Source organism: Pusillimonas sp. ANT_WB101, assembly GCF_008369125.1.
Lineage (GTDB): Bacteria > Pseudomonadota > Gammaproteobacteria > Burkholderiales > Burkholderiaceae_B > Allopusillimonas.
Map to the genome: position 1 here is coordinate 309,081 of NZ_VOAY01000001.1, position 25,930 is coordinate 335,010.

At 56.0% G+C, this 25,930-nt stretch carries 22 protein-coding genes; 11 read left to right on the forward strand and 11 right to left on the reverse strand.

Annotation, left to right across the window (positions count from 1 at the left end):
- Positions 1-3: 3 nt before the first annotated feature.
- Positions 4-1,989 (forward strand): acetate--CoA ligase, encoded by a 1,986-nt coding sequence (gene acs / locus FQ179_RS01455; protein ID WP_149395490.1) that lies wholly within the window; start codon positions 4-6, stop codon positions 1,987-1,989.
- A 97-nt stretch (positions 1,990-2,086) separates the two neighbouring features.
- On the forward strand, positions 2,087-2,974 hold the full coding sequence (locus FQ179_RS01460; protein WP_255474791.1) for a DMT family transporter: 888 nt from the start codon (positions 2,087-2,089) through the stop codon (positions 2,972-2,974).
- 186 nt (positions 2,975-3,160) lie between these two features.
- Here FQ179_RS01460 and FQ179_RS01465 read toward each other — a convergent pair whose 3' ends face one another.
- On the reverse strand, positions 3,161-4,807 hold the full coding sequence (locus FQ179_RS01465) for an electron transfer flavoprotein-ubiquinone oxidoreductase (protein WP_188074477.1): 1,647 nt from the start codon (positions 4,805-4,807) through the stop codon (positions 3,161-3,163).
- Positions 4,808-5,050: 243 nt separating this feature from the next.
- Here FQ179_RS01465 and FQ179_RS01470 point away from each other — a divergent pair, with 243 nt between their 5' ends.
- The 5 genes from FQ179_RS01470 (at position 5,051) to FQ179_RS01490 (ending at position 10,944) form a co-directional block, all read left to right on the forward strand.
- Complete coding sequence (locus FQ179_RS01470) at positions 5,051-5,431, forward strand: thioesterase family protein (RefSeq protein WP_255474792.1); 381 nt, start codon at positions 5,051-5,053, stop codon at positions 5,429-5,431.
- A gap of 121 nt (positions 5,432-5,552) precedes the next feature.
- Positions 5,553-6,260: a CoA transferase subunit A gene (locus FQ179_RS01475; protein ID WP_149395492.1), complete on the forward strand. Its 708-nt coding sequence runs from the start codon at positions 5,553-5,555 to the stop codon at positions 6,258-6,260.
- Positions 6,261-6,262: 2 nt separating this feature from the next.
- Positions 6,263-6,916 carry a CoA transferase subunit B gene (locus tag FQ179_RS01480; protein ID WP_149395493.1) on the forward strand — a complete coding sequence of 218 codons (654 nt, stop codon included), beginning with the start codon at positions 6,263-6,265 and terminating at the stop codon, positions 6,914-6,916.
- 101 nt (positions 6,917-7,017) lie between these two features.
- Entirely contained in the window at positions 7,018-8,811 is a 1,794-nt protein-coding gene (locus FQ179_RS01485) for an aminopeptidase P family protein (RefSeq protein ID WP_149395494.1), read from the forward strand.
- 471 nt (positions 8,812-9,282) lie between these two features.
- Entirely contained in the window at positions 9,283-10,944 is a 1,662-nt protein-coding gene (locus tag FQ179_RS01490) for a CTP synthase (protein ID WP_149395495.1), read from the forward strand.
- Between the two features lie 45 nt (positions 10,945-10,989).
- Here FQ179_RS01490 and FQ179_RS01495 read toward each other — a convergent pair whose 3' ends face one another.
- Positions 10,990-11,688 carry an HAD family phosphatase gene (locus FQ179_RS01495; RefSeq protein ID WP_149395496.1) on the reverse strand — a complete coding sequence of 233 codons (699 nt, stop codon included), beginning with the start codon at positions 11,686-11,688 and terminating at the stop codon, positions 10,990-10,992.
- Between the two features lie 629 nt (positions 11,689-12,317).
- Between FQ179_RS01495 and FQ179_RS01500 the strand changes: the two genes are divergently transcribed.
- The 4 genes from FQ179_RS01500 to ftsB all read left to right on the forward strand — a co-directional run bounded on the left by FQ179_RS01500 (position 12,318) and on the right by ftsB (position 16,360).
- The gene (locus tag FQ179_RS01500) at positions 12,318-13,943 is read left to right on the forward strand and encodes an MFS transporter (protein WP_149395497.1); all 1,626 of its coding nucleotides are present in this window, start codon (positions 12,318-12,320) and stop codon (positions 13,941-13,943) included.
- Positions 13,940-14,428, forward strand: a complete 489-nt coding sequence (locus FQ179_RS01505) for a MarR family winged helix-turn-helix transcriptional regulator (RefSeq protein WP_149395498.1) — start codon at positions 13,940-13,942, stop codon at positions 14,426-14,428. Before FQ179_RS01500 ends, FQ179_RS01505 begins: the two co-directional genes overlap by 4 nt.
- Positions 14,429-14,704: 276 nt before the next feature.
- On the forward strand, positions 14,705-15,991 hold the full coding sequence (gene eno / locus FQ179_RS01510; RefSeq protein ID WP_149395499.1) for a phosphopyruvate hydratase: 1,287 nt from the start codon (positions 14,705-14,707) through the stop codon (positions 15,989-15,991).
- A gap of 42 nt (positions 15,992-16,033) precedes the next feature.
- Positions 16,034-16,360, forward strand: a complete 327-nt coding sequence (gene ftsB, locus FQ179_RS01515; protein WP_149395500.1) for a cell division protein FtsB — start codon at positions 16,034-16,036, stop codon at positions 16,358-16,360.
- A gap of 297 nt (positions 16,361-16,657) precedes the next feature.
- Here the strand turns inward: ftsB and FQ179_RS01520 are convergent, their stop codons facing one another.
- The 9 genes from FQ179_RS01520 to holA form a co-directional block, all read right to left on the reverse strand.
- Positions 16,658-17,743, reverse strand: coding sequence for a TadE/TadG family type IV pilus assembly protein (locus tag FQ179_RS01520; protein WP_149395501.1), 1,086 nt, complete (start codon positions 17,741-17,743; stop codon positions 16,658-16,660).
- A gap of 67 nt (positions 17,744-17,810) precedes the next feature.
- A complete protein-coding gene (locus tag FQ179_RS01525; RefSeq protein WP_149395502.1) occupies positions 17,811-18,728 on the reverse strand; it encodes an Hsp33 family molecular chaperone HslO in 918 nt (305 codons plus the stop codon).
- 96 nt (positions 18,729-18,824) lie between these two features.
- Positions 18,825-20,498, reverse strand: coding sequence for an acyl-CoA synthetase (locus FQ179_RS01530; protein ID WP_149395503.1), 1,674 nt, complete (start codon positions 20,496-20,498; stop codon positions 18,825-18,827).
- A gap of 117 nt (positions 20,499-20,615) precedes the next feature.
- Positions 20,616-21,134 carry an RDD family protein gene (locus FQ179_RS01535; protein WP_149395504.1) on the reverse strand — a complete coding sequence of 173 codons (519 nt, stop codon included), beginning with the start codon at positions 21,132-21,134 and terminating at the stop codon, positions 20,616-20,618.
- Positions 21,135-21,282: 148 nt separating this feature from the next.
- Complete coding sequence (locus FQ179_RS01540) at positions 21,283-21,465, reverse strand: hypothetical protein (RefSeq protein ID WP_149395505.1); 183 nt, start codon at positions 21,463-21,465, stop codon at positions 21,283-21,285.
- Positions 21,466-21,590: 125 nt separating this feature from the next.
- On the reverse strand, positions 21,591-23,066 hold the full coding sequence (locus tag FQ179_RS01545; RefSeq protein WP_149395506.1) for a THUMP domain-containing protein: 1,476 nt from the start codon (positions 23,064-23,066) through the stop codon (positions 21,591-21,593).
- An 11-nt stretch (positions 23,067-23,077) separates the two neighbouring features.
- On the reverse strand, positions 23,078-23,494 hold the full coding sequence (locus FQ179_RS01550; protein WP_149395507.1) for a CopD family protein: 417 nt from the start codon (positions 23,492-23,494) through the stop codon (positions 23,078-23,080).
- 8 nt (positions 23,495-23,502) lie between these two features.
- Positions 23,503-24,795, reverse strand: coding sequence for a glutamate-5-semialdehyde dehydrogenase (locus FQ179_RS01555; RefSeq protein ID WP_149395508.1), 1,293 nt, complete (start codon positions 24,793-24,795; stop codon positions 23,503-23,505).
- Between the two features lie 73 nt (positions 24,796-24,868).
- On the reverse strand, positions 24,869-25,930 hold the full coding sequence (holA, locus tag FQ179_RS01560; protein WP_149395509.1) for a DNA polymerase III subunit delta: 1,062 nt from the start codon (positions 25,928-25,930) through the stop codon (positions 24,869-24,871).

Below are 25,930 nucleotides of genomic sequence, written 5' to 3' on the forward strand. Positions count from 1 at the left end.
ACCATGTCCACAGAAATCCAAATTGAATCCGTGCTGACGGAAAACCGGGTGTTCCCGGCGTTCCCAGAACTTGTCAAAGACGCCACCATATCGGGTATGGACGCCTACCAGGCCCTGTGCGATGAGGCAGACGCTGACCCGGACGCCTTTTGGGCACGACTTGCGCGCGAGAACCTTGTCTGGAATAAGCCCTTTACACAGGTGCTAGATGCCAGTGAGGCGCCGTTCTATCACTGGTACCCCGATGGCGAACTTAACGTGTCGGCCAATTGTCTTGATAGGCATCTTGGTACGCCCACCGCCGACAAAAATGCCATTATCTTTGAGTCTGATGACGGGAAGGTGTCGCGACTTACCTATAAAGAGCTCCACGCGCGCGTGTGCGAGTTTGCCAATGGTCTGACGGCATTGGGTCATGGGATGGGCGAGCGCGCCATTATCTACATGCCTATGTCGGTTGAGGCGGTTATTGCCATGCAGGCATGCGCACGCCTCGGCATTATTCACTCCGTAGTGTTTGGCGGGTTTTCATCCAAAAGCCTGCATGAACGGGCGGTTGATGTTGGCGCAACGCTGGTCATTACGGCCGATGCACAGGTGCGCGCAGGCAAACACATACCGCTTAAAAGTGCAGTAGATGAAGCGTTGGCAATGGGTGGCTGCGAAGCCCTACGCCATGTGGTGGTCTATCGCCGTACAGGCGGAGACGTGGCCTGGCAAGAAGGGCGCGACCTATGGATGCATGAGGTATCTGCTGGCCAGGCCCAGACACACACGGCTGCACCGGTTAATGCTGAACATCCGCTGTTTATTCTGTACACATCCGGGTCAACGGGCAAGCCTAAAGGGGTTCAGCATGCCTCGGCCGGGTTTTTGTTGTGGGCGCTCATGACAGTTAAGTGGACGTTCGACGCCAAGGACAGCGATGTGTTCTGGTGCACGGCCGATGTGGGCTGGGTTACTGGCCATACCTATGTAACGTATGGTCCTCTGGCAGCAGGGCTGACGCAAATTATTTTTGAAGGGGTGCCTACCTATCCCGACGCAGGCCGTTTTTGGGACATGATAGAGCGTCACAAAGTGACCGTGTTTTATACCGCGCCCACGGCCATACGTTCGCTGACCAAGGCGGCAGAGACTACGCCAGCGGTGCACCCACGCGAATATGATTTGTCCAGTCTGCGCATTTTGGGTTCTGTCGGTGAACCCATCAACCCTGAGGCCTGGGTCTGGTATTACAAGCAGGTGGGGGGCGAGCGGTGCCCTGTGCTCGATACTTGGTGGCAAACAGAGACTGGGGCGCACATGATTACGCCTTTGCCCGGCGTTACCCCTATGAAGCCAGGCTCTTGCACACTGCCTTTGCCTGGCATTGATGCGGCGGTGGTCGACGAAATGGGCGAAGACGTGGCACGTGGCACAGGTGGCTTTCTTGTTATCAAGCGCCCGTGGCCAGGCATGATTCGCACCATCTGGGGTGACCCCGAACGTTTCAAGAAGAGTTATTTTCCGCCGGAACTCAAGGGTTATTATTTGGCGGGCGATGGCGCGCAGCGCGACAGCGACGGCTATTTCTGGATTATGGGGCGTATCGACGATGTGCTCAATATATCGGGACACAGGCTCGGCACCATGGAGATCGAATCAGCACTGGTGTCGCACGAAATGGTGGCTGAAGCGGCGGTGGTCGGGCGTGCCGATGCCACGACAGGCGAGGCGGTTGTGGCCTTTGTGGTGCTTAACCAGTCATTGCCAGAAGGTGAGGAAGCGATCCGGATCGCAACTGAACTGCGAAACTGGGTGGCCAAGGAAATTGGCCCTATCGCCAAACCTAAAGAAATACGCTTTGGCGAAAATCTGCCCAAGACGCGGTCCGGTAAAATCATGCGACGTCTGTTGCGTGTGGTAGCCAGTGGCGAAGCGGTAACGCAAGATGTCTCAACCCTCGAAAACCCCGCCATCCTCGACCAGCTCTCTCAGGCCAGGTAGTACTATTCAGCCTTGAGCTATGGGGCTCGAGGCATGGAGCATCATGTTGCGATAGCCAGGCACGCGCCTGGCTATTTTTAATTCTTGGAGCAGTAAATTGAACACAGGATCTGACCAGTCAGATCGCGGCGCGCTGTTGTTAATGGCTGTCACGGTTGTATTGTGGAGTTTCAGCTGGATCGTCATGAAGTCTTTGACGACTTTGATTGGCCCGTTTGACCTGGTGATGGCCCGCTATATTATTGCGTTTGCTGTACTGTTTTTGATTGCGCTGGTGACCCGAAAACGGATCAAATTTACTGCTTTCTGGCTCACGCTGGGTGTGGCCGTGTTTCAAACTGTGGCGTTTCAGTGTCTCAGCCAGCTTGCCCTGATGTCGGGTGGCGCGGGCCATGTCGTTATGCTGGCCTATACCATGCCGTTCTGGCTGGTCTTGTTTGCCTGGCTCATTCTTGGCGAACAGCCGTCACGAGGTCAGCTGGTGGGGTTTGTGTTTGCCGCCATGGGGCTGGTGGCCATTATCGAACCCTGGAAGGGGCTGGGGTCGTTGACGGGGTCTTTGCTTGCCTTGGCCGGTGGCATGAGCTGGGGTCTGGGTGCGGCGCTGTCCAAGGTCATTTTCAAGCGCGACCGGCCTGACGTACTCAGTTTGGCTGTCTGGCAGATGTTGCTGGGCGCGGTGCTTACCTGGCCGCTTACCCAGTTGTTCCCGCAGCCGGCAGTGGTGTGGGGTGCACCGCTGTTCTGGGGGCTGGCCTATATGGGGGTTCTGGCCTCGGCCTTGGGCTGGTGGCTGTGGCTATCGGTGGTCAAGCGTGTAAGCGCGTCGGTCGCAGGCATGTCCAGCCTGGGCGTCCCGGCCCTTGCGGTGGTCTTTGCGTGGCTTATTTTGGGTGAGCGCGCGACGCCCTGGGAGCTTAGCGGCATTGTGCTGATTATGGCTGGCCTGGTAACGGTTACGCTTGCCGGCGTGAAACGCGTCTAAGTACCATGGCCCTCTGAGCAGTACCCAAGCGCTCGCAATTTCGCTGCAGGCCATAGCCACGTACCGTGGGCCTCAAAGCGTTTTATAAGGCTAGTGCACTTCATCATGAAAAACACCCCAGAGTCTGGATGCGTTTCCAGGTTCTGGGGTGTTGTCTTAAATGGCGAGGCCACTCAGGCGGGTCAATTACATACCGTTGTAAACCGGGCCTTCGCCCCCCTGCGGTGCCACCCACACAATGTTCTGCGTGGGGTCTTTGATGTCGCAGGTTTTACAGTGCACGCAGTTTTGTGCGTTGATCTGCAAGCGGTCTTCGCCACTGTCGGTTTTGATGAATTCATACACGCCTGCCGGGCAGTAGCGCGCCTCGGGGCCAGCGTACTTGGCAAGGTTGACGGTCACCGGTACCGAGTCGTCTTTGAGCGTGAGGTGAATCGGCTCGTTTTCGTCGTGGTTGGTATTGGAAATAAAGACAGAGCTTAGTCGGTCAAACGTTAGCTTGCCGTCTGGCTTGGGGTATTCAATTTTGGCGCAATCGGCCGCTGGCTGCAGACAGGCATAATCGGGTTTGGTGCGATGAATGGTCCAGGGCATGCGCCCTTTAAGCAGCCATTGCTCGATCCCCGTCATGAGGGTACCGATTGTGCGGCCTTTTTTGAACCATTGCTTAAAGTTGCGAGACTTGTTCAGCTCGGCGTGCAACCACGACTGTTCGAATGCTGCAGGGTAAGCAGTTAGTTCGTCATGGCTGCGTCCCGCCGTTAGCGCTTCAAACGCCGCGTCAGCCGCCATCGAGCCGGTTTTGATGGCGGAGTGGCTGCCCTTTATGCGAGAAGCATTGAGCACCCCCGCTTCGCAGCCCACCATGACGCCGCCAGGGAAACACATTTTGGGCAGCGACAACAGGCCACCGGCGGTCAGTGAGCGTGCGCCGTATGCAATGCGCTTTGCACCTTCAAAGGTGGGGCGTATGGCCGGATGCGTTTTATAGCGCTGGAATTCTTCAAAAGGCGACAGCCAGGGGTTGGCGTAATCCAGGCCAACCACCAGGCCCACTGCCACCATGTTGTCGTTCAGATGGTAAAGAAAAGAGCCGCCATAGGTGTCAGAATCTAACGGCCAGCCGGCGGTGTGCACAACCAGGCCGGGCTGCGCCTGAGAAGGGTCGACTTCCCACATTTCTTTGATGCCAATGGCATAGCTCTGGGGATCACGGCCGGCATCAAGCCGATAGCGTTCGATAAGCTGGCGGCCAAGCTGGCCACGTGAGCCTTCGGCAAAAATGGTGTAGCGCGCATGCAGTTCCATGCCAGGCTGGTAGTGATCAGTATGCGTGCCGTCACGGGCCACGCCCATGTCGCCGGTGGCAACGCCTTTCACGGCGCCGTCTTCGGTGAAAAGCAACTCTGCCGCCGCAAACCCAGGGAATATATCAACGCCCATGGCTTCGGCCTGCTCGCCGAGCCAACGGGTAACATAACCCAGGCGTACCACGTAATTGCCGTGGTTCTGAAAGCACGCAGGAAGCAGCCAGTTGGGCGTGCTGCGTGATCCTTTCTCGGTCAGGAATAAAAACTTGTCCTCAGTAACCTCGACATCAAGCGGGGCACCTTTTTCTTTCCAGTCTGGAATCAACTCGGTCAGGGCGCGAGGATCCATGACGGCGCCGGAAAGAATGTGGGCGCCGATTTCAGGGCCCTTTTCCAGTACACAGACGCTGATTTCTTGCCCGCGCTCGGTGGCCAACTGCTTAAGTCGTATGGCAGCAGAAAGGCCAGCAGGGCCTCCGCCTACCACTACGACGTCGTATTCCATTGATTCACGTTCAGACATAATGTGAAGATCTCCCTTTAATGCTTGCCCCGACCCTAAGGGCCGACTAATTAGGGTCGATTGTATTGCAGTCTGCCTTTAGCGTCTGCGAAGGGGGCGAGCGGGCCTTTGCAAAAGGCCTGTTGCTGCACGGTATACTGACTCACACTTATTGCTTAGCGTAAAAAACAAAGGATTTTGTCGATGCAGTCAAACAATGCGCCATCTCGGGTGCCTGCCGCGGGCGCGCAATTTCGGTGTGTCATGCCTGTTCGATGGGGTGATCTGGATGCGCTCAATCATGTCAACAATACGGTGTATTTCAGGTTTGTTGAAGAGGCCAGGGTGCAAATGCTTGAAAGCATGGGCGCGTTTGGCAGCAGAAAGGTAGGCGTTTTGGCGCAAACTTCTTGCGACTTTCTAAAGCCCGTGCTGTATCCGGCGTCGGTGCAGGTGATTCTGACGCTGGCCCGGTTGGGGCGTAGCAGCCTTCAAATGGATTTTGTCATTGAGCGCGAAGATGAGCCAGGCGTGCCTTATGCCAAGGGTAGTTACGTCGTTGTTGGCTGCGACCCTGAAACAGGGCGAGGGTCGCCCTGGACGTCTGAAGAGCTCGCCATGATGTCCAAGGTTCTGGCTGCATAGTATTACACTACAACAAGAATAAATATTCGCCAAAGGTTCTGGTTCTTTCTCGTAGTTGAGTCACGGTGTGGGGCAGCCTGCACCGTCATGGCATGAAATATTGGAAATAAGGATAGGATTAATGGATAAAGTCTATGCAAGCGCCGAAGAAGCGCTAAAGGGCGTTGTCGCTGACGGCCAGACCATCGCCGTTGGCGGGTTTGGCCTTTGCGGTATCCCCGAGGCGCTTATTGCAGCGCTGCGTGATTCTAAGGTTAAAGAGCTGACCTGCGTTAGCAATAATGCGGGCGTTGATGGCTTCGGTTTGGGCCAGTTGCTCGAAACCCGGCAGATCAAGAAAATGATCGCTTCATATGTGGGCGAAAACAAAGAGTTTGAGCGCCAGTTTCTTGCGGGCGAACTTGAGCTCGAGTTTACGCCGCAGGGTACCTTGGCTGAAAAACTGCGTGCCGGCGGTGCAGGCATTCCGGCCTTCTTCACGCGCACAGGTGTGGGCACCATCGTGGCCGATGGCAAAGAAATACGCGAATTCGACGGCGATCAATTCGTCATGGAGCGGTCTATTTCTCCCGATGTCTCGCTGGTCAAGGCATGGAAGGCCGATCGCAGCGGTAACCTGGTCTTTCGCAAAACGGCGCGCAACTTTAACCCCAATGTAGCGATGGCGGGCAAACTCACCATTGTCGAGGTTGAAGAAGTGGTTGATACGGGGGCGATTGATCCTGATCAGGTTCATCTGCCGGGTATTTATGTGCATCGGATAGTGGTAAATGCCAACCCCGAGAAACGCATTGAACAACGTACTGTCCGCAACGCGCAAGGAGCTTGAATATGGCCTGGAATCGTGACCAAATGGCGGCGCGCGCGGCGCGCGAGCTGAAAGACGGTTATTACGTTAACCTGGGTATTGGTATGCCCACGCTTGTAGCCAACCATGTGCCTGAGGGCGTAGAGGTTTGGCTGCAGTCAGAAAACGGCTTGCTGGGTATCGGCCCGTTTCCTACTGAAGACCAAATCGATGCTGACTTGATCAACGCTGGCAAGCAAACCGTTACCACGCTGCCGGGGTCGTCGTTTTTTGCATCGGCTGATTCTTTTGCCATGATCCGTGGCGGCAAAATCAATCTGGCCATTCTGGGTGCCATGCAGGTTTCCGAAAAAGGCGATCTGGCCAACTGGATGATCCCCGGCAAGATGATCAAAGGCATGGGCGGCGCCATGGACCTGGTGGCGGGCGTTGGCAAGGTTGTTGTGCTGATGGATCACGTGGCACGCAAGAAAGACGGTACGGAAGACATTAAACTGTTGCCCGAGTGCACGTTGCCATTGACCGGTGTTGGTGTGGTTAATCTCATCATTACTGACCTGGGCGTGTTGGAGGTGACCGACGATGGTCTCAAGCTCCTCGAACTTGCCACTGATGTGACGGTCGAAGAGATTCAATCCAAGACGCTGGCCAAACTAGATGTGTCTGCGGTCAGCTGACCGCACAAAATGCAGCCTGGCAGGTGTGTTCTGCGCGGGCTGCTAATGCTCAGCAGGCGTCTGCCTTTCAGGTAGACGCCATTTTTTTCCAGAGGCTACCCGTGAATCCCTCATCCAGTGTCGACCGCCTGCAGGCGTTGCGCGCAGCGATGGCAGTGCGCAATATTGATGCCTGCATTATTCTTACTTCTGATCCTCACCTGTCTGAGTATTTGCCTGATCACTGGCAGGGCAGAAAATGGCTGAGCGGGTTCGGTGGGTCTGCGGGTACGCTTGTCGTGTCGGCCGACTTTGCAGGGTTGTGGACAGACAGTCGTTACTGGGAGCAGGCTGACGCCAGCCTTGACGGTACAGGCATACAAGTAATGCGCTCGGGTGCCCCCGATGTTGCCGAGCCTATTGCCTGGCTTGCCGAGCAATTACCGCGCGGCGCTTGCGTCAGTGTTGACGGCCAGGTACTTGCTCTGCGCTCGCAGCAGCAATGGCAGCGCGACCTAACCGCCCACGGCATAAAGCTCTCGTGCGATGCTGATGTGCTTGACGATATCTGGACCGATCGGCCGCAGCTGCCACACGAGCCCGTCTATGAGCACTTGCCACCTTTTGCCTGCCGCAGCAGGGCTGAAAACCTCGCGGCAGTGCGCGGTCAGATGAAAGAATACGGTGCAAGCTGGCATTTGGTGTCGACACTGGATGATATTGCCTGGGTGCTTAATTTGCGTGGCAATGATGTGCCGCATAACCCGGTTTTTCTGGCGCATTTGCTTATCGGCATGGATACGGTGCGGCTGTTTGTTGCGCCAGACAAAATCGATTCGGTCTTGGCAGAGCGGCTTGCTCTGGACGGTGTGCGTATCGAATCCTACGACGGCGTGGCAGGTGCGCTGGCTGCTTTGCCCGAGAAGGCAACGCTGCTTATTGATCCGGCCCGCGTAACCTTTGGCACGGTAGCCGCTGCCGCCTATGTTGGCAAAACCGAAGGCGTCAACCCTTCGCATTTGTTCAAGTCGCAAAAAAACGCTGCCGAAGCCGATCATGTACGAACAACAATGGAGCAGGATGGCGCCGCGCTTTGCGAGTTTTTTGCCTGGTTTGAATCAGCGCTGGGCACTGAGCGCATTACTGAAATTACGGTTGACGAGAAGATCACCGCTGCACGTAGCCGTCGTCCGCATTTTGTGACCACAAGCTTTGGCACGATTGCAGCATTTAACGCCAATGGCGCGATGCCACATTATTCGGCCACACCCGAGTCTCACGCCGTGATTGAGGGAGATGGGTTGCTGCTAATTGATTCGGGCGGGCAGTATCTGGGCGGTACTACTGATATCACCCGGGTCGTACCAGTAGGGCAGCCCAGTGCAGAGCAACGGCACGATTACACCGCCGTGCTCAAGGGCATGATTGCCTTGTCGTGCGCCGTATTTCCCAAAGGTACGCCGTCATCGGTGCTCGACACTCTGGCGCGTACGCCCATATGGCAGACTGGCGCTGACTATGGGCACGGAACAGGGCATGGCGTGGGGTATTTTCTGAATGTGCACGAAGGCCCCCAAAGCATCTCCTATCGGGCACGACCCAGCCCTCACCTTGCCATGCTGCCAGGCATGATCACGTCTAACGAACCGGGCCTTTATCGCCCCGGAAAATGGGGCATACGCATCGAGAACCTGGTTATTGCCGTACCTGCGCTACAGACTGAGTTTGGCGAGTTTCTTAAATTCGAAACTTTAACGCTGTGCCCCATTGATATCCGTTGTATTGAAATTCAGCTGCTGTCCCCGAGCGAGCGAGCCTGGCTTAACGCGTATCACCAAGAGGTGCGCTTACGGCTAGCCCCGCTGCTGCAAGGAGAGGCGCTTGACTGGTTGCAGAGGCGCACAGAGCCTGTTTGAGTCGCTACGCGGCAACGTTCCGCTTTAAGTGGCTCCGCAAGCCGTGTTCTATGCGGCGAAGGCCATTAAGACAGGAGCTTGTTGCGCCACATAGAGCACAGCTTGCTACGCCTGAGTACCGTTAAGTTACTAGCCTCAGCTTGGCCAACAAGGATTTCCACGCTGGTGGTGCTCGGGCAGTACCCCACTAGCGTGGCCCGCCACGTTCGCGTATTGCTTGCATCGCTGGTCTTCAACACGTCACTGTGTGCTTGGGCGACAGTCGGTTTCTTCAAGTTGGTGTCCAGTGTGGTTGGCGTGTACTGAAAATCAAAGACTCTCTGGCGCTGCGCTAGAGAAATACCGATCAACGCGCCTGGATCTGCATACGGAAGAGTGCTTTGTCGTTTTGTAACGACGGAACGTGTGCATGATCGGGCTATAATCTCAATTTCCCGCTCCTGCCCGGTCGCCCCGGGCACGTATCACACAATGACCAAATATGTATTTGTCACGGGGGGTGTTGTATCCTCCCTGGGTAAAGGTATAGCCGCTGCGTCCCTGGCTGCCATCCTCGAATCGCGAGGGCTGCGCGTTACGATGCTCAAGCTCGATCCCTACATCAACGTTGACCCGGGCACCATGAGCCCGTTTCAACATGGCGAAGTCTTCGTAACCGAAGACGGCGCTGAAACCGACCTTGACCTTGGCCACTACGAGCGTTTCATCTCCACCAAGATGCGCAAGGTCAATAACTTCACCACTGGCCAAATCTACGAATCGGTGCTGCGCAAAGAGCGTCGCGGCGATTACCTTGGCAAGACGGTGCAGGTCATTCCGCATATCACCAACGAAATTCAAGATTTCATCGCCCGGGGCGCCAAATCGGCTTGGGACGGCGCCGCCGACGTGGCCATTGTTGAAATCGGTGGTACGGTGGGTGACATCGAGTCGCTGCCTTTCCTTGAGGCCATAAGGCAAATGAGCCTGCGCCTTGGGCGCAATAATGCCGCGTTCGTTCACCTTACTTTGGTGCCTTTTATCGCTTCAGCGGGCGAGCTTAAAACCAAGCCCACCCAGCACTCGGTCCAAAAGCTGCGCGAGATCGGCATTTACCCAACGGCATTGCTATGCCGGGCCGATCGCCCGATCCCAGACGAAGAGCGCGCCAAGATCTCGCTGTTCTCCAACGTGCCGCTTGATGCGGTTATCTCTGTGTGGGACGCCGAGTCTATTTATCAGATCCCGGCCATGCTGCATGCGCAGGGGCTTGATAATCTTGTCTGCGATGCCCTAGCCATTTCGCCGCCACCAGCCGACCTCACCATGTGGGAACGCCTCGTCGACGCCCTTGACCATCCTCAGCATGAGGTTCGCATCGGCATGGTCGGCAAGTATGTAGATCTTACCGAGTCGTACAAATCGCTCAGTGAGGCCCTGGTGCATGCAGGTATTCATACGCGTTCGCACGTATCTATTGAGTATCTTGATTCTGAGCAAATCGATGCCACAGGCACTGACTGTCTCAAGGGGCTTGATGCCATTCTGGTGCCAGGTGGCTTTGGCAAGCGCGGCACTGAAGGGAAAATCAAGGCAATACGCTACGCTCGCGAAAACGGTATCCCATACTTGGGTATTTGCCTGGGTATGCAGTTGGCAGTGGTTGAGTTTGCCCGCCACGTGGCAGGCTTGGGCGGCGCCAACAGCACCGAGTTTGATCCTTCCGCTCCGCATCCGGTTGTTGCATTGATTACAGAATGGCAAAACAGCGAAGGCAAGATCGAAAAACGCAATCACGACTCAGACCTGGGCGGCACCATGCGCAAGGGCGCACAGCGTTGCCCGGTCAAGCCAGGTACACGTGCTGCTGATATCTATGGCAGCGAGGTTAACGAGCGTCATCGTCATCGTTATGAAGTCAACAATGTGTACGTTTCGCGTCTTGAAGAAGCGGGTATGGTAATTAGCGCCCGCACACCCACCGAGAACCTGCCTGAAATCATGGAGATTCCTGCTCATCCATGGTTTATGGGTGTTCAGTTTCACCCCGAGTTCACGTCAACACCTCGTGATGGGCACCCTTTGTTTACCAGCTTTATTCGTGCAGCCATCGCGTCAAAAGATAAACGCGATACGGCCGTTTCAAGCGTTTAGGTGGGCGTAGCCTGATGGCTTAGGGGTAAACGTGGCGTGGCCCGTTTACCTCGCCACGGTTTCTGGCCGCCACTGGGCAAGCATATCGGGCAACTCAGCCATACTGGTAAATACATGCTGTACCCCGGCTTCACGTAGCGCCTCGGCGCTGTCGTGGCCTGTACCGCCGGGGCTGTAGCCAAACACCACCGCACCCGCTGCCAAACCGGCACGGGCGCCGGTGGCAGTATCTTCTACCACTGCACACCGTGAGGCGTCTACGCCCAGCGCGTTTGCGGCCGCCAGATAAACGTCGGGGTAAGGTTTGCTGCGAGGCAGGTCCTGCCCACTGAATACGCGGTTTTCAAAGCAATCTGCCATCCCCGTCTTTTGCAGCTGTAGCTTAACCTTATGTAGATCGGCGCCCGATGCCACGGCGATGCGACCATCGAGCAGCTTGTGCAGCTGTCGCACTGCTGCAGGCGCGCCGCTGATTTCAGTCAGCTCGTTTTCCAGCGCCGCGTTACGTCGTTGCCTGAATTCTTGCTGCCATGCGTCGCCAATGCGAACGCCTGTTTTAGATTCAATCAGCGCGATTTCGTCTCTTACCGCTTTACCGACAAAAATCTGCAGGCACTCTTCAAGCGTGAGGTGCCAGCCGAGCTCGCCGAGCATTTGTGTAAGTACGCGGTTGGTGATGGGCTCGGAGTCTACGAGTACGCCATCGCAATCAAAGAGAACGGCATCGAAAGAAAGTGCGGTCATTGCGCTGTCCAGGTTGTATGAATGAAATCGGGTCAAGCATACACGTTTCAGTGTCGAGCCCCCGGGTAGTACCTGACTTGCTACGCGCCCACATCTGATCGGGGCGGCCGAAACAGCAGTTAATGGTTGCGCTTGGTTCTTCTGACGCCTTCGTGCGGGCTGGGGTTGTTTTCCGGCCGTCATGCGGTCGGGCGGTGCCCGACTTCCCACGCGCCCAAATCTGATCGGGGCGGCCGCAAAATTCACGGGGTCTGGAGCCCACTGGGCTCCAGACAAGCGTCCCGCTCGAACAACTGCGGCCTTGCATCCCCCGCTCAGGCACGTGCGTGCGGCGCATTCCTAACCCCGTCAAACAACCTCAGCCCGCACGAACGCTGCAGTACGTATGCGCGGTGTGTTGTTTGGTAAGTCGTTTGTTTCTATCTTTTTCGAAATTCTTCAAGCGCTTGAGTCTGTGAACTCAGTGGCTTTGATCTACTTAGCCAGCGGGCTGCCGCGGGAAAAGCCTTGGCCGCCTACAAACAATAGTTAACCGCCGTACCAGACTCCATAGACGCCTTGGATGAATTGCCTGGTTGCTTGTATGGATGGCATGATCTACGATAGAATCGTTGACTTATCAATCATTGATGAAGTCAAAGGTTAACTTGACCTCGAATTCTGCCGAAAGCGCACAAACCGGCCGCGTGCTTAGTGTGCGCCAGTCCTTTCTGGCCATGCTGGGGCTTTGCTTCGTTACCATGATGGTTGCCGTCGATCAGACCGTGGTGGGTACGGCTTTGCCTACCATCGTGGCGGAGCTCAATGGGTTTGAACTCTATGCGTGGGTCGCTACTGGCTATTTGCTGGCATCGGTAATTACGGTGCCGATATTCGGGCGGCTGGGTGATTATTACGGTCGCAAGCCTTTTGTTGTGGCGTCGGTCGTCGTGTTTATCAGTGCCTCGGTGCTGTGCGGTATGGCCAACTCCATGTTGCAACTGGTTATCGCTCGTATTCTTCAAGGCATAGGCGGGGGGATGCTGGTCGGCACGGCATTCGCCTGTATTCCAGATATGTTTCCCGACTCTCACGTTCGATTGCGCTGGCAAATGCTGATTAGTGCGGCTTTTGGCATCGCCAATGCATTCGGCCCCACCCTGGGTGGGGTGCTTACGCAGCATGCAGGGTGGCGGGCTGTGTTTTTTGTAAACCTGCCGCTGGGCCTTATCAGTCTCTTTTTTATCTGGCGATATCTTCCCCACATTCGACACATAAAGCGCGAGCATATTCAGCTCGACTGGCAGGGTGCCATTATTGTTGCACTGGGCCTTGGAAGCCTGCAGTTTTTTGTTCAGCTCTTGCCGCAACAGGGCGCCAATCTATATATGGTGTTGCTGGGTAGTGCGGCGGTTTTGCTTTTTGCAGGGTTGATCTGGTGGGAGAAGCGCTGCGCACAGCCGCTTATTCCACTGGAGATGTTCAGAAACAAGAGTCTGGCTGCGCTGTTTTGTCTGTCTTTCTTTCTTGGCTTTATTTTGTTTGCGCTCTTGATTTACATTCCATTGCTGCTGCAAGGCGGGTTGGGGCGGTCGCCACAAGAAGTGGGGCTGCTGATCACTCCTTTGGTGGTTTGTATCACCTTGGGCAGCCTGGTCAATGCTCGCATCATCATTCGCCTGCCAAGCCCAAATTACATGCTCTATGCCGGTTTCGCGCTGTTGGTGCTCTCGTGCTCGGGTATGTTGTATGTAGACAGTGATACTTCGCGCTGGGTGTTGCTGGTTTTTATGGTGCTTGGCGGGTTGGGCCTGGGGTTCACCATGCCAAACGTAACGGTATTTGCGCAAGAAACGGCGGGTAGGTCGCTTTTGGGCATATCCACCGCCATGCTGCAGTCGGTGCGCATGATAGGTGGCATGTTGGGTACAGCCATTGTGGGCACGCTGGTCGGGCATTATTATGTCAGCGGTGTACGGGGTCTGGTGCCAGAAGGGCAAGGTGAAAGCTGGCTGGCACTGCTCCAAGATCCCCAGGTACTCGTGAACCACACGGTTCAGAGTGAGTTTGTTCAGCATCTTCAGCGTCTTGATCTCCATGGCGAGTACTACATTGATCTGGCGCGCGAGTCACTGGTTACCGCCGTGCACTGGGGCTTGGCTTCCGCCTTGCTCATGGCCATATTGGGCTTTTTCTGGGTATATCGCGTGCCACCCATTCATTTCACCCGTACTGTTGGCGTGACGCCAACGCAGGCAGCCGGAGACGAGGCATGAGTGACACAATGGCTCTGCGCGCCATACAACAATTGGGCCAAACCTATCGTGCGCTGATGGCGGGTTTTGAAACCAGTATTGGCTACAGTGTGCCGCGCTGGCGTATTTTGCTAAGTCTGTACCATCAGGGCGAGATGTCTCAAAAACTGCTCGCTCAGCAGTTGCGTTTGGATCCGGGGGCGCTAACGCGACATATCAAGGCTATTGAGTGTGACGGCTTGGTTGCTCGCAACAATGACAGTACCGATAATCGTCTGACCAACGTTGTGCTGACAGACGAGGGGCGCAAAAGCGTGCAACATACGCTTCCTCGCCGCGCGGCATTTTTCGAGAGTGCATTTGGTGATCTGTCCGAGGCACAGGCTGAAGAGCTTATTATCGTGTTGCGCAAGCTTGAAGTCCGCATGCAGAGCGAAAGCAGTGAAGCGGTCGTTGATCAAGGGCCGATTGAGGTCGCACAGCCAGGCGTTTCGCAACAGGGTTAACGCCGAGCCTGGGTGGGCATTGGTCTGTATAAGCGCCGCGCTCAAGGCTGCGAACACCACCTTCAACCAAGGTTCTGAACGATGAGCATAAATAGGCTCTTGGCCATTGCAGACACGCAAATAACTATTCGTTTAAACTCAGGCTGATATGCGGCCGGGCGACGAAGTACAATCACTCGTTTGCGTGGCATGCAAAAGTGGCCATTTCCCTCGGTCACATTGCTACACCCGTTATTTTTAGCCTAACCATTACATTCAGGCAGGTAGTCAAACATTATGAGTGCAATTGTAGATATCATTGGACGCGAAATACTGGATTCGCGCGGCAACCCCACCGTTGAGTGTGATGTGTTGCTGGAGTCCGGCGCCATGGGTCGCGCGTCCGTGCCATCAGGCGCGTCGACCGGCTCGCGCGAGGCCGTTGAGCTGCGCGACGGTGATGCGTCCCGTTATCTGGGCAAAGGTGTACTGCAGGCCGTAGAAAACCTCAATACAGAGATCTCCGAAGCGCTGATGGGCCTTGATGCGCAGGAGCAAACTTTTGTCGATCGCACGCTCATCGAGCTCGATGGCACCGAAAACAAAAGCCGCCTGGGTGCAAATGCCATTCTGGCAGCCAGCATGGCTGTAGCACGTGCAGCGGCAGATGATTCAGGCTTGTCGCTGTATCGTTATTTTGGCGGCAGTGGCCCGCTGCAGATGCCGGTGCCCATGATGAACGTCATTAATGGCGGCGCGCATGCCAACAACACGCTCGACATGCAAGAGTTCATGATCGTGCCTATCGGCGCACGCAGTTTCCGCGAAGCGCTGCGAATGGGTGCTGAAGTTTTTCATGCGCTCAAAAAAATCTTGAACGACCAGGGCATGTCTACGTCTGTCGGTGACGAAGGCGGTTTTGCACCTAACGTGGCCAACCATGAAGCGGCCATACAGCTAATTCTCCAGGCTATTACTGCGGCAGGCTACGAGGCTGGGTCACAGATCGTGCTTGCGCTCGATTGCGCCAGCTCAGAGTTTTATCGCGATGGCATGTATCACCTGGCAGGCGAGGGCGGCATTTCGCTTTCAGCTCAAGACCTTACCAACCTGCTTGCAAGCTGGTGCGATAAATACCCTATTATTTCCATTGAAGACGGCATGGCCGAAAACGACTGGGAAGGTTGGAAGCTGCTAACTGACCAGCTGGGCAAAAAGGTGCAACTTGTAGGCGATGACCTGTTTGTTACCAACACCGCTATTCTCAAACAGGGTATTGATCAGGGTGTGGCCAACTCCATTCTTATCAAGATCAACCAAATCGGAACCCTTACCGAAACGTTCGCTGCTATCGAAATGGCCAAGCGTGCCGGCTATACCGCTGTTGTGTCGCATCGTTCGGGCGAAACCGAAGATTCCACCATTGCCGATATTGCCGTAGCGACCAATGCCATGCAGATCAAGACGGGCTCGCTCTCGCGCTCTGACCGTATGGCTAAATACAATCAGCTCCTGCGCATCGAAGAAGAACTGGCCGAAGTGGCAAGCTACCCGGGCCGCGACGCCTTTTATAATTTGCGCTAGGCCTCGGCCCGGCGTTACGCCGGGCTGTCGTCGCCATCCTGAATGCGACTAATCTTTATTGTCCTGGTCATGCTGACCGCTATTATCCAGTACCCGCTTTGGCTTGGTAAGGGTGGGTGGCTGCGCGTGCGCGAGCTCGAACACATGCTGGCAAGCCAGCAAGAAACCAACGAGGCGCTGCTGGCACGCAATGCGGCCATGCAAGCCGAGGTGCAAGACCTTAAAACAGGCACCGACGCGGTCGAAGAGCGTGCCCGTGCCGAGCTCGGCATGGTTAAAGACGGTGAGATCTACGTGCAGATACTCTCGCCTAATGATGGTAAACGCCGCGTTACCACGCCCACCATTACTAAAAAGCCTGGTAATTAATAAACGCGCCGGTTTGGCGCGTTTATTTGTATATTTCTGACCACACCTTACCGTGAATTGCTTCCGCGTTGCTTCCGCGTTGCTTCTACGATGCGATGTGTTGACGGGCAGCACATAACGCGCGGCAGGCAACGAGCAATGAGCAACGAGCAACGAGCAATGAGCAACGAGCAACGAGCAATGAGCAACAAGCAACGAGCAACGAGTAACGGGCAACGAGTAACGGGCAACGAGTAACGAGCAACAGGCTACTAGCAATGTACAACGGAAAACCGGCAACAGGCAGAGTCAACCGCCTTAGTGCTGTGCCGTGTAGCGTTTTAAAGAAGGCTCATGCCGCCGTGTGTCTGGTTTTAGCGGCTTCTCGGTGCCTGACGGCCTGATAAAGCTGCCGTTGGCGGGTAACGGCCACAAGCCTGGGTGTGAATGCATCATCATGGCCATGTCGCGCCTGATGGGCAGGTATCCATGACTAAATAGCTGTTGGCTGTAGGGGTTGGAGGACTCAGCCAGTGTGCGCAGCAAGGGTTTTACACCCGGCGCCAGAGGCGCATAGGCATAGCGTAAGCGCAAGGAAAGGGTGTTGGCTTCGAAAATGTTCATGCCAGACTCGGGCCCACGGCCATCAGCACCCCAAATACGATGGTAGTGCGCGTTTTGCTCAACCAGATAGTAATTGTTGATTTTTGATGGAGGCGTGGCCGAATGCCAGGCACCCATAGGTACGGGTGACTTTGCGTGGGAAAAATCGCGATACGCTGCTGCGCTGGGCGATAGAATTTCTATTTGCCATGGCGGTGTGCGGGCAGTATTACTGAGGGTTTGAGCAAATTGCCGTACCCTCCGCTGCGAGGCTGTGCCATCTGGGGCTACGAATAAAGCACGCGCGGCATGCTCGAAGGCAATGCGCATGGCTTTGGGGTTGGCGTGGCTGACGACGCCTGCGCGGGCCGCTTCTTGTAGGGCAAGGCCTAATACCTGTCGCTCGGCCATCCAGCGAGCGACGTCGAACGTGCCAAGGGCCAAAAAGATAAGTGGTATTGCCATTACCAAAAACTCAACGCTGCCGGCACCTTTTTGATTGCCTTTATATGCCGACCAGTGCGGGCACCTACGTTTGATTAAGTTAAAACGGTGCACAGGCCGGGTTTGTACGCGTTGAGCATAAGCCCGTGGCTTACTTGTATTCGAACACTGGGGCTGGGAAGTACGCGGGGTTTGAGTGGCTTGAGCGCAGCTTCGCCGCTTTAAAAAGTGCGAATACCCAGGCTGTGGCGCATGGGCACACAGTCTGTTTGATTGCCTGCGGCTAGTGGTGCCTGCCTGCGCAAGAGGTTTGCCGACCACACAATAAATGGGGTAGAAGATGAGTAACAGGTGCATGCGCCACAGTGTGGCCCATGCCTTGTTTGCTGTCGATTGCGAAAAATACGGTTATTGTGTGGGCACTTTAATGCACGGAGTCATCGCCACCGTGCATGGCGCCAGGCGGCTCAATGAAGAGGCTGGCGCAATCAATGGCATCAAATTCGTATGGCTTTCCGCAAAAGTTACAAACGATGTGAACATTACCGCGCTCGCTCAGAATGCTATCGATTTCGTCGCGGCCCAGAGCATGGAGCATGCCTGCAACGCGTTCGCGGTTACAGGGGCAATGCCAGCGCACGTCTTGAGGTTCGTAGGCCAACAATGTTTCTTGCCAGAAAAGGCGATGAATAAGGGTGTCGGTGTCGAGCTCAAGTAGTTCGTTTGGCTTAAGTGTAGTTGCCAACTGCGTCAGACGCGACCAGGTTTCGGCCGAAACCTCGAGACTTTCGGAGGCAGACTGGCCCGGCAGCCGTTGCAATAACAAGCCGCCAGTGTGTTCGTTGTCTGAAGCAAGCCACAGACGGGTCTCGAGTTGCTCAGAGTCGCGCATGTATGACTCTAGGACTTGTGCGACCGTGTCGCCTTCGAGTGGCACAACGCCCTGGTACGGAGCCATGCCTGATTCCTTGCTGTTGGGGTCAAGCACGACGATGAAGCGGCCTTCTCCGCGCGTATTGAGTAGCGACTGCAAGGTGCCATCTTCGGGCACCTTATGGTCTTCACGCAGCGTGGCGGTGGCGCGAATAGACAAGTCTGATGTGCATTCGACGACAATGAGCGCGATGGGCCCGTCTCCTTGCAGCTGCAATACTAACGAACCGTCAAATTTAATGTTGGAAGCCAGTAACACGGCTGCCGAGACGAGTTCGCCCAGCAGCTTTTGCACGCAAACGGGAAAATGCTGATGAGCCAGGCCTGTTTGCCAGGCGTTGGTGAGTTTTACCACTTGCACACGTGTACTGTGGTCTGAAGTCAGGTATTTTTTGAATTGATCGGTCATGAGCAAATTTTAGCTCATAAATGTCGCGTGGCTTGGGTGGCCACGCCAGTTGTACGTACACTGGCCGCCGCAGACAGTGTGGCACTGAAAGATGTGTCAGTGGCCAGAGACCGACGACCCGCCATGTCGTTGAGCTTCTCGCGCACGAAGCACACTACGGCGTATTTTACCTGTGCTGGTGAGGGGTAGTTTGTCCACAAATTCTATCTCGCGGGGCGTCTGGTGCGAGGCTAGCTGGCTTCGAACGTATTCTTGGAGCTCGGCCTGTAGGTCGGTGCCATCGGCAGGCCGTACGCCGGGTTTAAGTACAACGTAAGCCTTGATGAGTGCGCCGCGTATGCTGTCGGGTTTGGGTACAACGGCAGCGCTGGCTACGGCAGCGTGATGCATAAGACACTCTTCGATTTCGTCCGGGCCGATTCTGTATCCTGAGCTTTTGAATACGTCGTCGCGACGGCCTGCATACCAGTAGTAGCCGTGTTCGTCCACACTGGCCAGGTCACCTGTAAGAAACCAGTTATCGTCAAATTTTTCTTTTGTCGCGGTTTCGTCTTGCCAGTAGCCGAGAAACAGTGCTGGGTCGGGGTGGCCATGTATGTCATACCGATTAATGGCGATCTCGCCTACCACGCCGGGTTGGCAGGCCTTAGCGTTTTTGTCGAGAACAGCGACCTGATGTCCGGGATAAGGGCGGCCAATACTGCCTGCAAGGGCTGGCCAGCGCCTATGGCTGTTGCCGATGACATAATTGAGCTCAGTTTGCCCAAACATTTCGTTAGGGATTACGCCCAAGGCCTGTTCGCACCATTTGAAGGTGTCGGGCTTGACGGGCTCGCCCGCGCAAGCAATGGCACGCAATCGTAAAGGCCACCTGTCGCGTGGCGCTGGTGTCTCGGTCATCATTAAATGCAGCAGGGTCGGTGGCAAGAGCACGTTGCTTACCTGATAACGTGCCATGATTTCCATAGCCTTGACGGGTGTATAACGCCCTTGTGCGCCGACGATGGCTTGACCGAAATAAAGCGTAGGCAGCAAGGCGTCCATAATGCCGCTGCCCCATGTCCAGTCGGTAGGGGTCCAGAAAATGTCGCTTTTTTGCGGAAACCAATTCTGGGATGCAACGAACCCTGGCAGGCTGCCTATGAGGGCGCGGTGAGCCAGCAATACGCCTTTGGGTTCTCGTGTTGTGCCCGAGGTATACAGCAACAGGGCTGGGCTGTCAGACGAGGTTGGGATGGGTTTGAAAATGCCGGGCTGACGGGCCAGCAGCGTACGCCAAGGAATGACAGACTCGTCTTCGAAATCGATACCAACTATCTGGGTGAGGGCGGGGCAACGGCCTTGTGCACTGACCACGTCGGGTGCCGTAATGGCATCAACAATGGCTACATGTGCGCCTGCGCTTTTAAGCCGAACAGCTAGCCCGTCTGCGCCAAAACGGCTGCTAAGTGGCAGCGCAATGGCGCCCACACTGAATATGGCCATGTAGCTGGCAACGGTTTCGGGTCTCTGCTCAAGCACGACAGCAACGCGGTCGCCACGTTGCACACCCATGCGGATAAGTGCGTTAGCCAGTTTTTGTGTGGTGTCAGAAAGCCGGGTGTATGTCCATACGTCGCGTATGCCAGCTTCATCTTCATGAAAAATGGCAATGCGGCGGCCTTCAAGCGTGTTTTCCGCCCAGCGGTGCACGCACGCCTGTGCGATGTTGAACTGAGAGGGCACTAACCACTGGAATGACTGGTACAGATCCGGGTATTGATCGTTCATTATCGTTTGGGTTCTGCTGAGCTCGGGACGGCATAGGCGCCAACCCGAAGCATGAACGACAAGCGTGATCTGTGCAATGGCTCAGATTATGAAAGCCGGAGATAATAGGGTTTTTACCTAGGTGCGTGCAGGTTTTGGTGTGTCAACCAGACGTGTGCCAACCAAACGATCATGCAGAAACAGGCCTTCGCGATCGAACCAGGTATAAATAAACCCGGCAAATGGTGCAAAGACGATAAATAAATCAGTAGAACTGTAGCCCGTTGCTCGAGAGGCGGTCATGACGGCAAATGCCATCATCAAGGGTAGTGCCCAGGCAAGCACATAGCGCGCAATAAGCCGTGGCAGTGAAATGGCTGCGCCGACAGCGTCTTGCAATCGGATATTCCAGGTTTTCATGGGCAGGGTCTGGCCGCGCAGACGCCAACAGAGAATGAAATACACGCCCATGGCTACAAACAGTATGACCTGCCGCATATGGCGCAGCATCAGCGCATTGCGGCTTTGCGTTAACGTGTCAAACAGATAGCCGGCCAGAAATATGACACCGAAGAGTAGAACCCCTTCGTACATCATGCAGGCGAATCGACGCCAGCGACTGGCAAGGGGTAGGGTGGGGGAGATAGTGGGGTGCATTGAAGAAGTAGTCAGGCTAAGTGACCGCTATTATCGTGCAAATTTGCCAGGCATGAAAAAGCCGCCTGAAAATGTGGCGGCTTGGCGGTATGGGCTGACGCTGATTAGGCAGCCACATAACCCTTTTTACCTAAGGGCCAGGCTGACGTCAGGCGTGCTTGACGGAGCTGTGAACAGTCGTCGTGCTGCGTGGTGCGGCCTGGAAAAGCTTGGCGAACAGGTTTTTAAGGGCTACAACAGGCTTGAACCGGAACTGCTCTTCGATGGCCTGGGCCAGCAACTGGCGCTCGAGTTCGTCGGTTAAGCGGGTTTCTTTGCCTACGTAGATCATTGACTTACCTTTTGTGAAAATTACTGAACGTTTCGTTCAGGGTTAACCCTATTGTAGGGTTAACCCGCAGTAATGGCAAGTTCTATGTTGCGCCGCAGCGACGTACCTAGGCTATTTACGTTTTTTTACGTCTGGTCGGAGTCTTGTTTCTTGTTTCTATAACCCGCTTCGACCATTTCAAAGCTGAAAAGCCGGCAATCCAACGCGCCATTGTGTAGCGGATAGCGTCTCAGGGGCTTGAGACGCATTTGGCTGGGCAGGTCGAGATCGCTTGAAATAACGTTAATAGACCATCCGCTGTAGTTACGCTTCAGGTTTTGTGACCAATCGGGCCAGAGTGAAACGTCTTCGGGCATGCGCTCGCCGTAGGGTGGGTTGGTAACCAGCCAGCCTGTGTCGGCGGGAGGTGGCACCGTGCGGGCGTCGCCCAGCTCAAAACGGATGGAGTCTGGCGTAAGCCAGGCGCGTTCGAGGTTGGCCCGCGCCGCTTCGAGCGCTTGCGGGTTCAGGTCGTAACCGACCAGCGGGCTGTCGAGTTGTGTGGCAATGCGCGACCGCGCCTCTTCTTTGATATCACGCCAGTGGCGTGCGTCGTGGTTGCGCAAACGCTCAAAACCAAAAGGTCGCCAGATACCCGCAGGCACACCCAGGGCGATCCAGGCTGCCTCGATGAGTATGGTGCCGCTACCGCAGAACGGGTCGAGCAATGCCGCAGAGGGATCCCAACCGGAAAGCGCCAGCAAGCCCGCAGCGAGGTTTTCACGCAATGGCGCTTCACCCTTGTCGAGACGCCAGCCGCGTTTGAAAAGTGATTCGCCTGAGGTATCCAGATATAGCGTGGCGCTGGTTTCATCGAGAAACAGATGTACGCGTGCATCGGGGCGCACGGTATCGATACTGGGCCGCGCCCCTTCATGGTCGCGCAGCCGGTCGCAAATGCCGTCTTTGGCGCGCAGGTTGCAGTATTGCAGGCTTTGCATGGGGCTGCGTATGGCCGAGGTGTCGACGCGCAAGGTTTGCTCTGCACCGAACCAGCGTTCCCAGGGGGTATTTTGCGCGAGCTCGAGAATATCGTCTTCTTGTCTTACAGGGGCCTTGGCAACCTGGACCAGTATGCGGGTGGCCAGACGAGAATACAGGTTGGCCCGCAAGACGCCGGCCCAATCAGCATGGAAACGGCAGCCGGCGCGGTCAGCCTGTGCATCGTCAAAGCCAAGTGCGTGCAGCTCACTGGCCAGCGCAGCCTCGAGCCCGTGCGGGCAGGGAGCAAACACCGGGAAAATTTCGGTATGGGTGCGTTGGGAGTGTTCTTGGCGCTCGCTTCGGTCAGTGCGGGCCGGCAGTTGTGCACGCTCTGTGCGGCCGCGCATGGCGCTGCCGTGTTGGGAAGGGGCGGTGCCATGGTGTTGTCGGCCAGAGGGGGGCTCAGAAGCGCTCTGCTGCCTTGCTGGCGCCGAAGGCTGCTTGGCGCGCTCACGCTCAAGCTGTGCCACCTGGCGGGCTCGACTGCCACTGCGCTTGCGCTTTTGCTCACTGTCGATTTCGACAGCGTCAGGCTTTTTTTTGAGGGTCAGCGTTTTATTTGATTTGGAATCGGTCATGGGTAAAAGACTTAGAAGGGCCGCACGACCACAAGGGTGACCACGATAAGCAGCAGGATGACGGGTATTTCGTTGAACCACCGATAAAAGCGATGGCTGCGGGTATTTGCCTGGCGCTCAAATACCTTGAGCAGACGGCCGCAGGCGAGATGATACGCGATCAGAAGCACAACAAAAAACAGTTTGGCATGCATCCAGCCCTGGCCGCTGCCCAGGCCGTAGCCCAGAAACAACCAGAGCCCGAACACGATGGCCAGCACGGCCAATGGCGTCATGAAACGATACAGGCGTTGCGCCATGCCTAACAGACAGGCCGACGACGCCGGATCTTGTGCCTGGGCAAGGTTGACATAGATGCGCGGCAAGTAGAACAGCCCCGCGAACCAGGATGTGATGAAAACGATGTGAAAGGTTTTTACCCAAAGCATGAATTTACTTACCCGCGTAGTTGGCCGTCGCCATCAAGAACCCACTTGAGCATGGTGAGGCCTTCGAGGCCCACGGGCCCGCGCGCATGCAGGCGGTTGGTAGATATACCGATTTCTGCGCCCAGCCCGTACTCAAAACCGTCGGCAAAACAGGTTGGAAGGTTGACGTAGACCGAGCTTGAGTCAACCTCGCGCTGAAAGCGTCGGGCGGCCTGCAGACTTTCGGTGACGATGGACTCAGTGTGTTCTGAGCTGTAGCGAGCGATATGATCCATGGCCTCGTCGAGGCTGTCGACCACTCTGATTGCAAGTATAGGGGCCAGGAACTCGGTTTCCCAATCAGCTTCGACAGCAGGCAGGGCGCTAGGCACCAGAGCCCTGGTGCGTTCACATCCACGAAGCTCAACGCCTTTGGCGATAAGCGCGTCAGCCAGCCTTGGCAGGAAACGCGCAGCAATGCTGGCGTGCACGAGCAGGGTTTCCATGGCCCCGCAGATGCCATAGCGATAGGTTTTGGCGTTGAAGGCGATATCGTGTGCTTTGTCGAGGTCGGCATCGGTATCGACGTAAATGTGGCAGTTTCCGTCGAGATGCTTGAGCAGCGGAACTTTGGCGTCGGCAGCTAGCCGGGCAATAAGCCCTTTCCCGCCACGCGGCACGATGACGTCGATATAGTCGGTAAGCGTAATCATTTCGCCTACAGCGGCACGGTCAGTGGTACCCACGACTTGAACCGCATTAACGGGCAGGCCGGCATCGGCCAGCCCCTGGCTAATGATGTGCCCCAACGCCACGTTGGAGTGAAAGGCTTCGCTGCCACCCCGCAGTATGGTTGCATTGCCTGATTTAAGACAAAGCGCGGCGGCGTCAATGGTGACGTTGGGGCGTGATTCGTAAATAATGCCGATGACACCCAGCGGTACCCGCATTTGTGCTACCCGCATGCCGTTGGGACGCACGGTAGAGGGCCCGATGCCCCCAATTGGGTCAGGCATGTCGGCGATCTGCAACAAGCCCTTCGCCATGGTGTCGAGCGCCTTGTCTGACAGCTTTAGCCGGTCTAGCAGGGCGGGCTCGAGCCCGTTGGCCTGCGCAGTAGCCAAGTCGCGAGCATTTTCGGCTTGCAGTGTTTGTTTTTGCTCGAGCAGGCGGCTCGCCATGGCGCGCAGGGCCACGGCTTTTGCCTGGCCTGAAGCATTGCGCATGAGGCGTGCTGCCTGGCGCGCCTGTTTGCCTAGCTGCTGCATATCTTGATGGTTAGTGCTTGCGGCAGTAATGGCCGTTGCGGTAGTGGATGTCATGGCAATAGAAAATAAGTGGTGCTTGGTCTGATTATCTCAGCATTTGCAGCACAGGGTGCAAACAGATGGCTTTTTAGCGTGTGGTGCGAGGTCGTGACAGGGCAATGCGCAGGATTAAACGAGCAAGTTCTTCCCAAGGGTCTTCGAGTCGGCCCGGAACTTTAAGGCCTTTGATCAAGCGATCAATATCGTGCGCATGCTGTAGTGCTGCAGGCCAGCTGCGCGGCGGAACGCGCCCCAGAGTCTGGCGCAACAGGTGCTCACGCGGACCAAATACGCGCTGACGGCGCATTTCGGCGTTGAGGTCTTGGCCGCTGGCCTGAGCGGCGGCCAGGCGGGTTAATACTCTGATCTCTTCACCTACCGCCCACAGCACAAGCACCAATGCCTCGCCTTCTGCGCGCAAACCGGCCAATATTGACATTGCTCGGGGAGCATTGGCAGACAACATGGCGTCACGTAGGCCAAATACATCGTAGCGAGCAACGTTAAGTACCGCACGCTCGACATCTTCAGCACTGATTTGACCCTCTGGGTATAACAGCGACAGCTTCTGCACTTCCTGGAAGGCAGCCAGCAGGTTGCCTTCGACTTTATCGGCCATCCATTCGAGCGTGGCGTTATCGAGTTGTTGGCCTTGTCGTGCCAGACGCTGAGATATCCAGCGTGGCAGGGCGTTGCGGTCAACGTTAGCAACTTCGACCAAGGTACCGGCCGATATCAGCCCTTGAGCCCATTTGCTGTTGCGTGTGGCCTTATCAAGGCGTGGCAGGTTGATGAGTACCAGTGTATCGGGCAGGGCGTTGCTTTCAGCCATGCCGGCCAGCTTGATCAGGGTGTCAGCCCCGGTTTTTCCGGGCTTGCCTGAAGGGATGGCGACATCTACCAGCCGACGGTCGCCGAATAGTGACACGTTTTGGGTAGCGCCAATGATTGCCGACCAGTCGCCACGGGCATCCAGTGTTAGGCTGATGCGCTCGGCGTAGCCCTCGCGCACAGCCGTGGCACGCAATGCATCGCTGGCCTCAATGGCCAGCAATGGCTCGTCGCCTGACACGATATAAAGCGTGTCGAGACTGACGGGAGACTTGCTGAGCTGGCCGACAAAGCTGTCGGCATCCAGACGGCGCCCCAT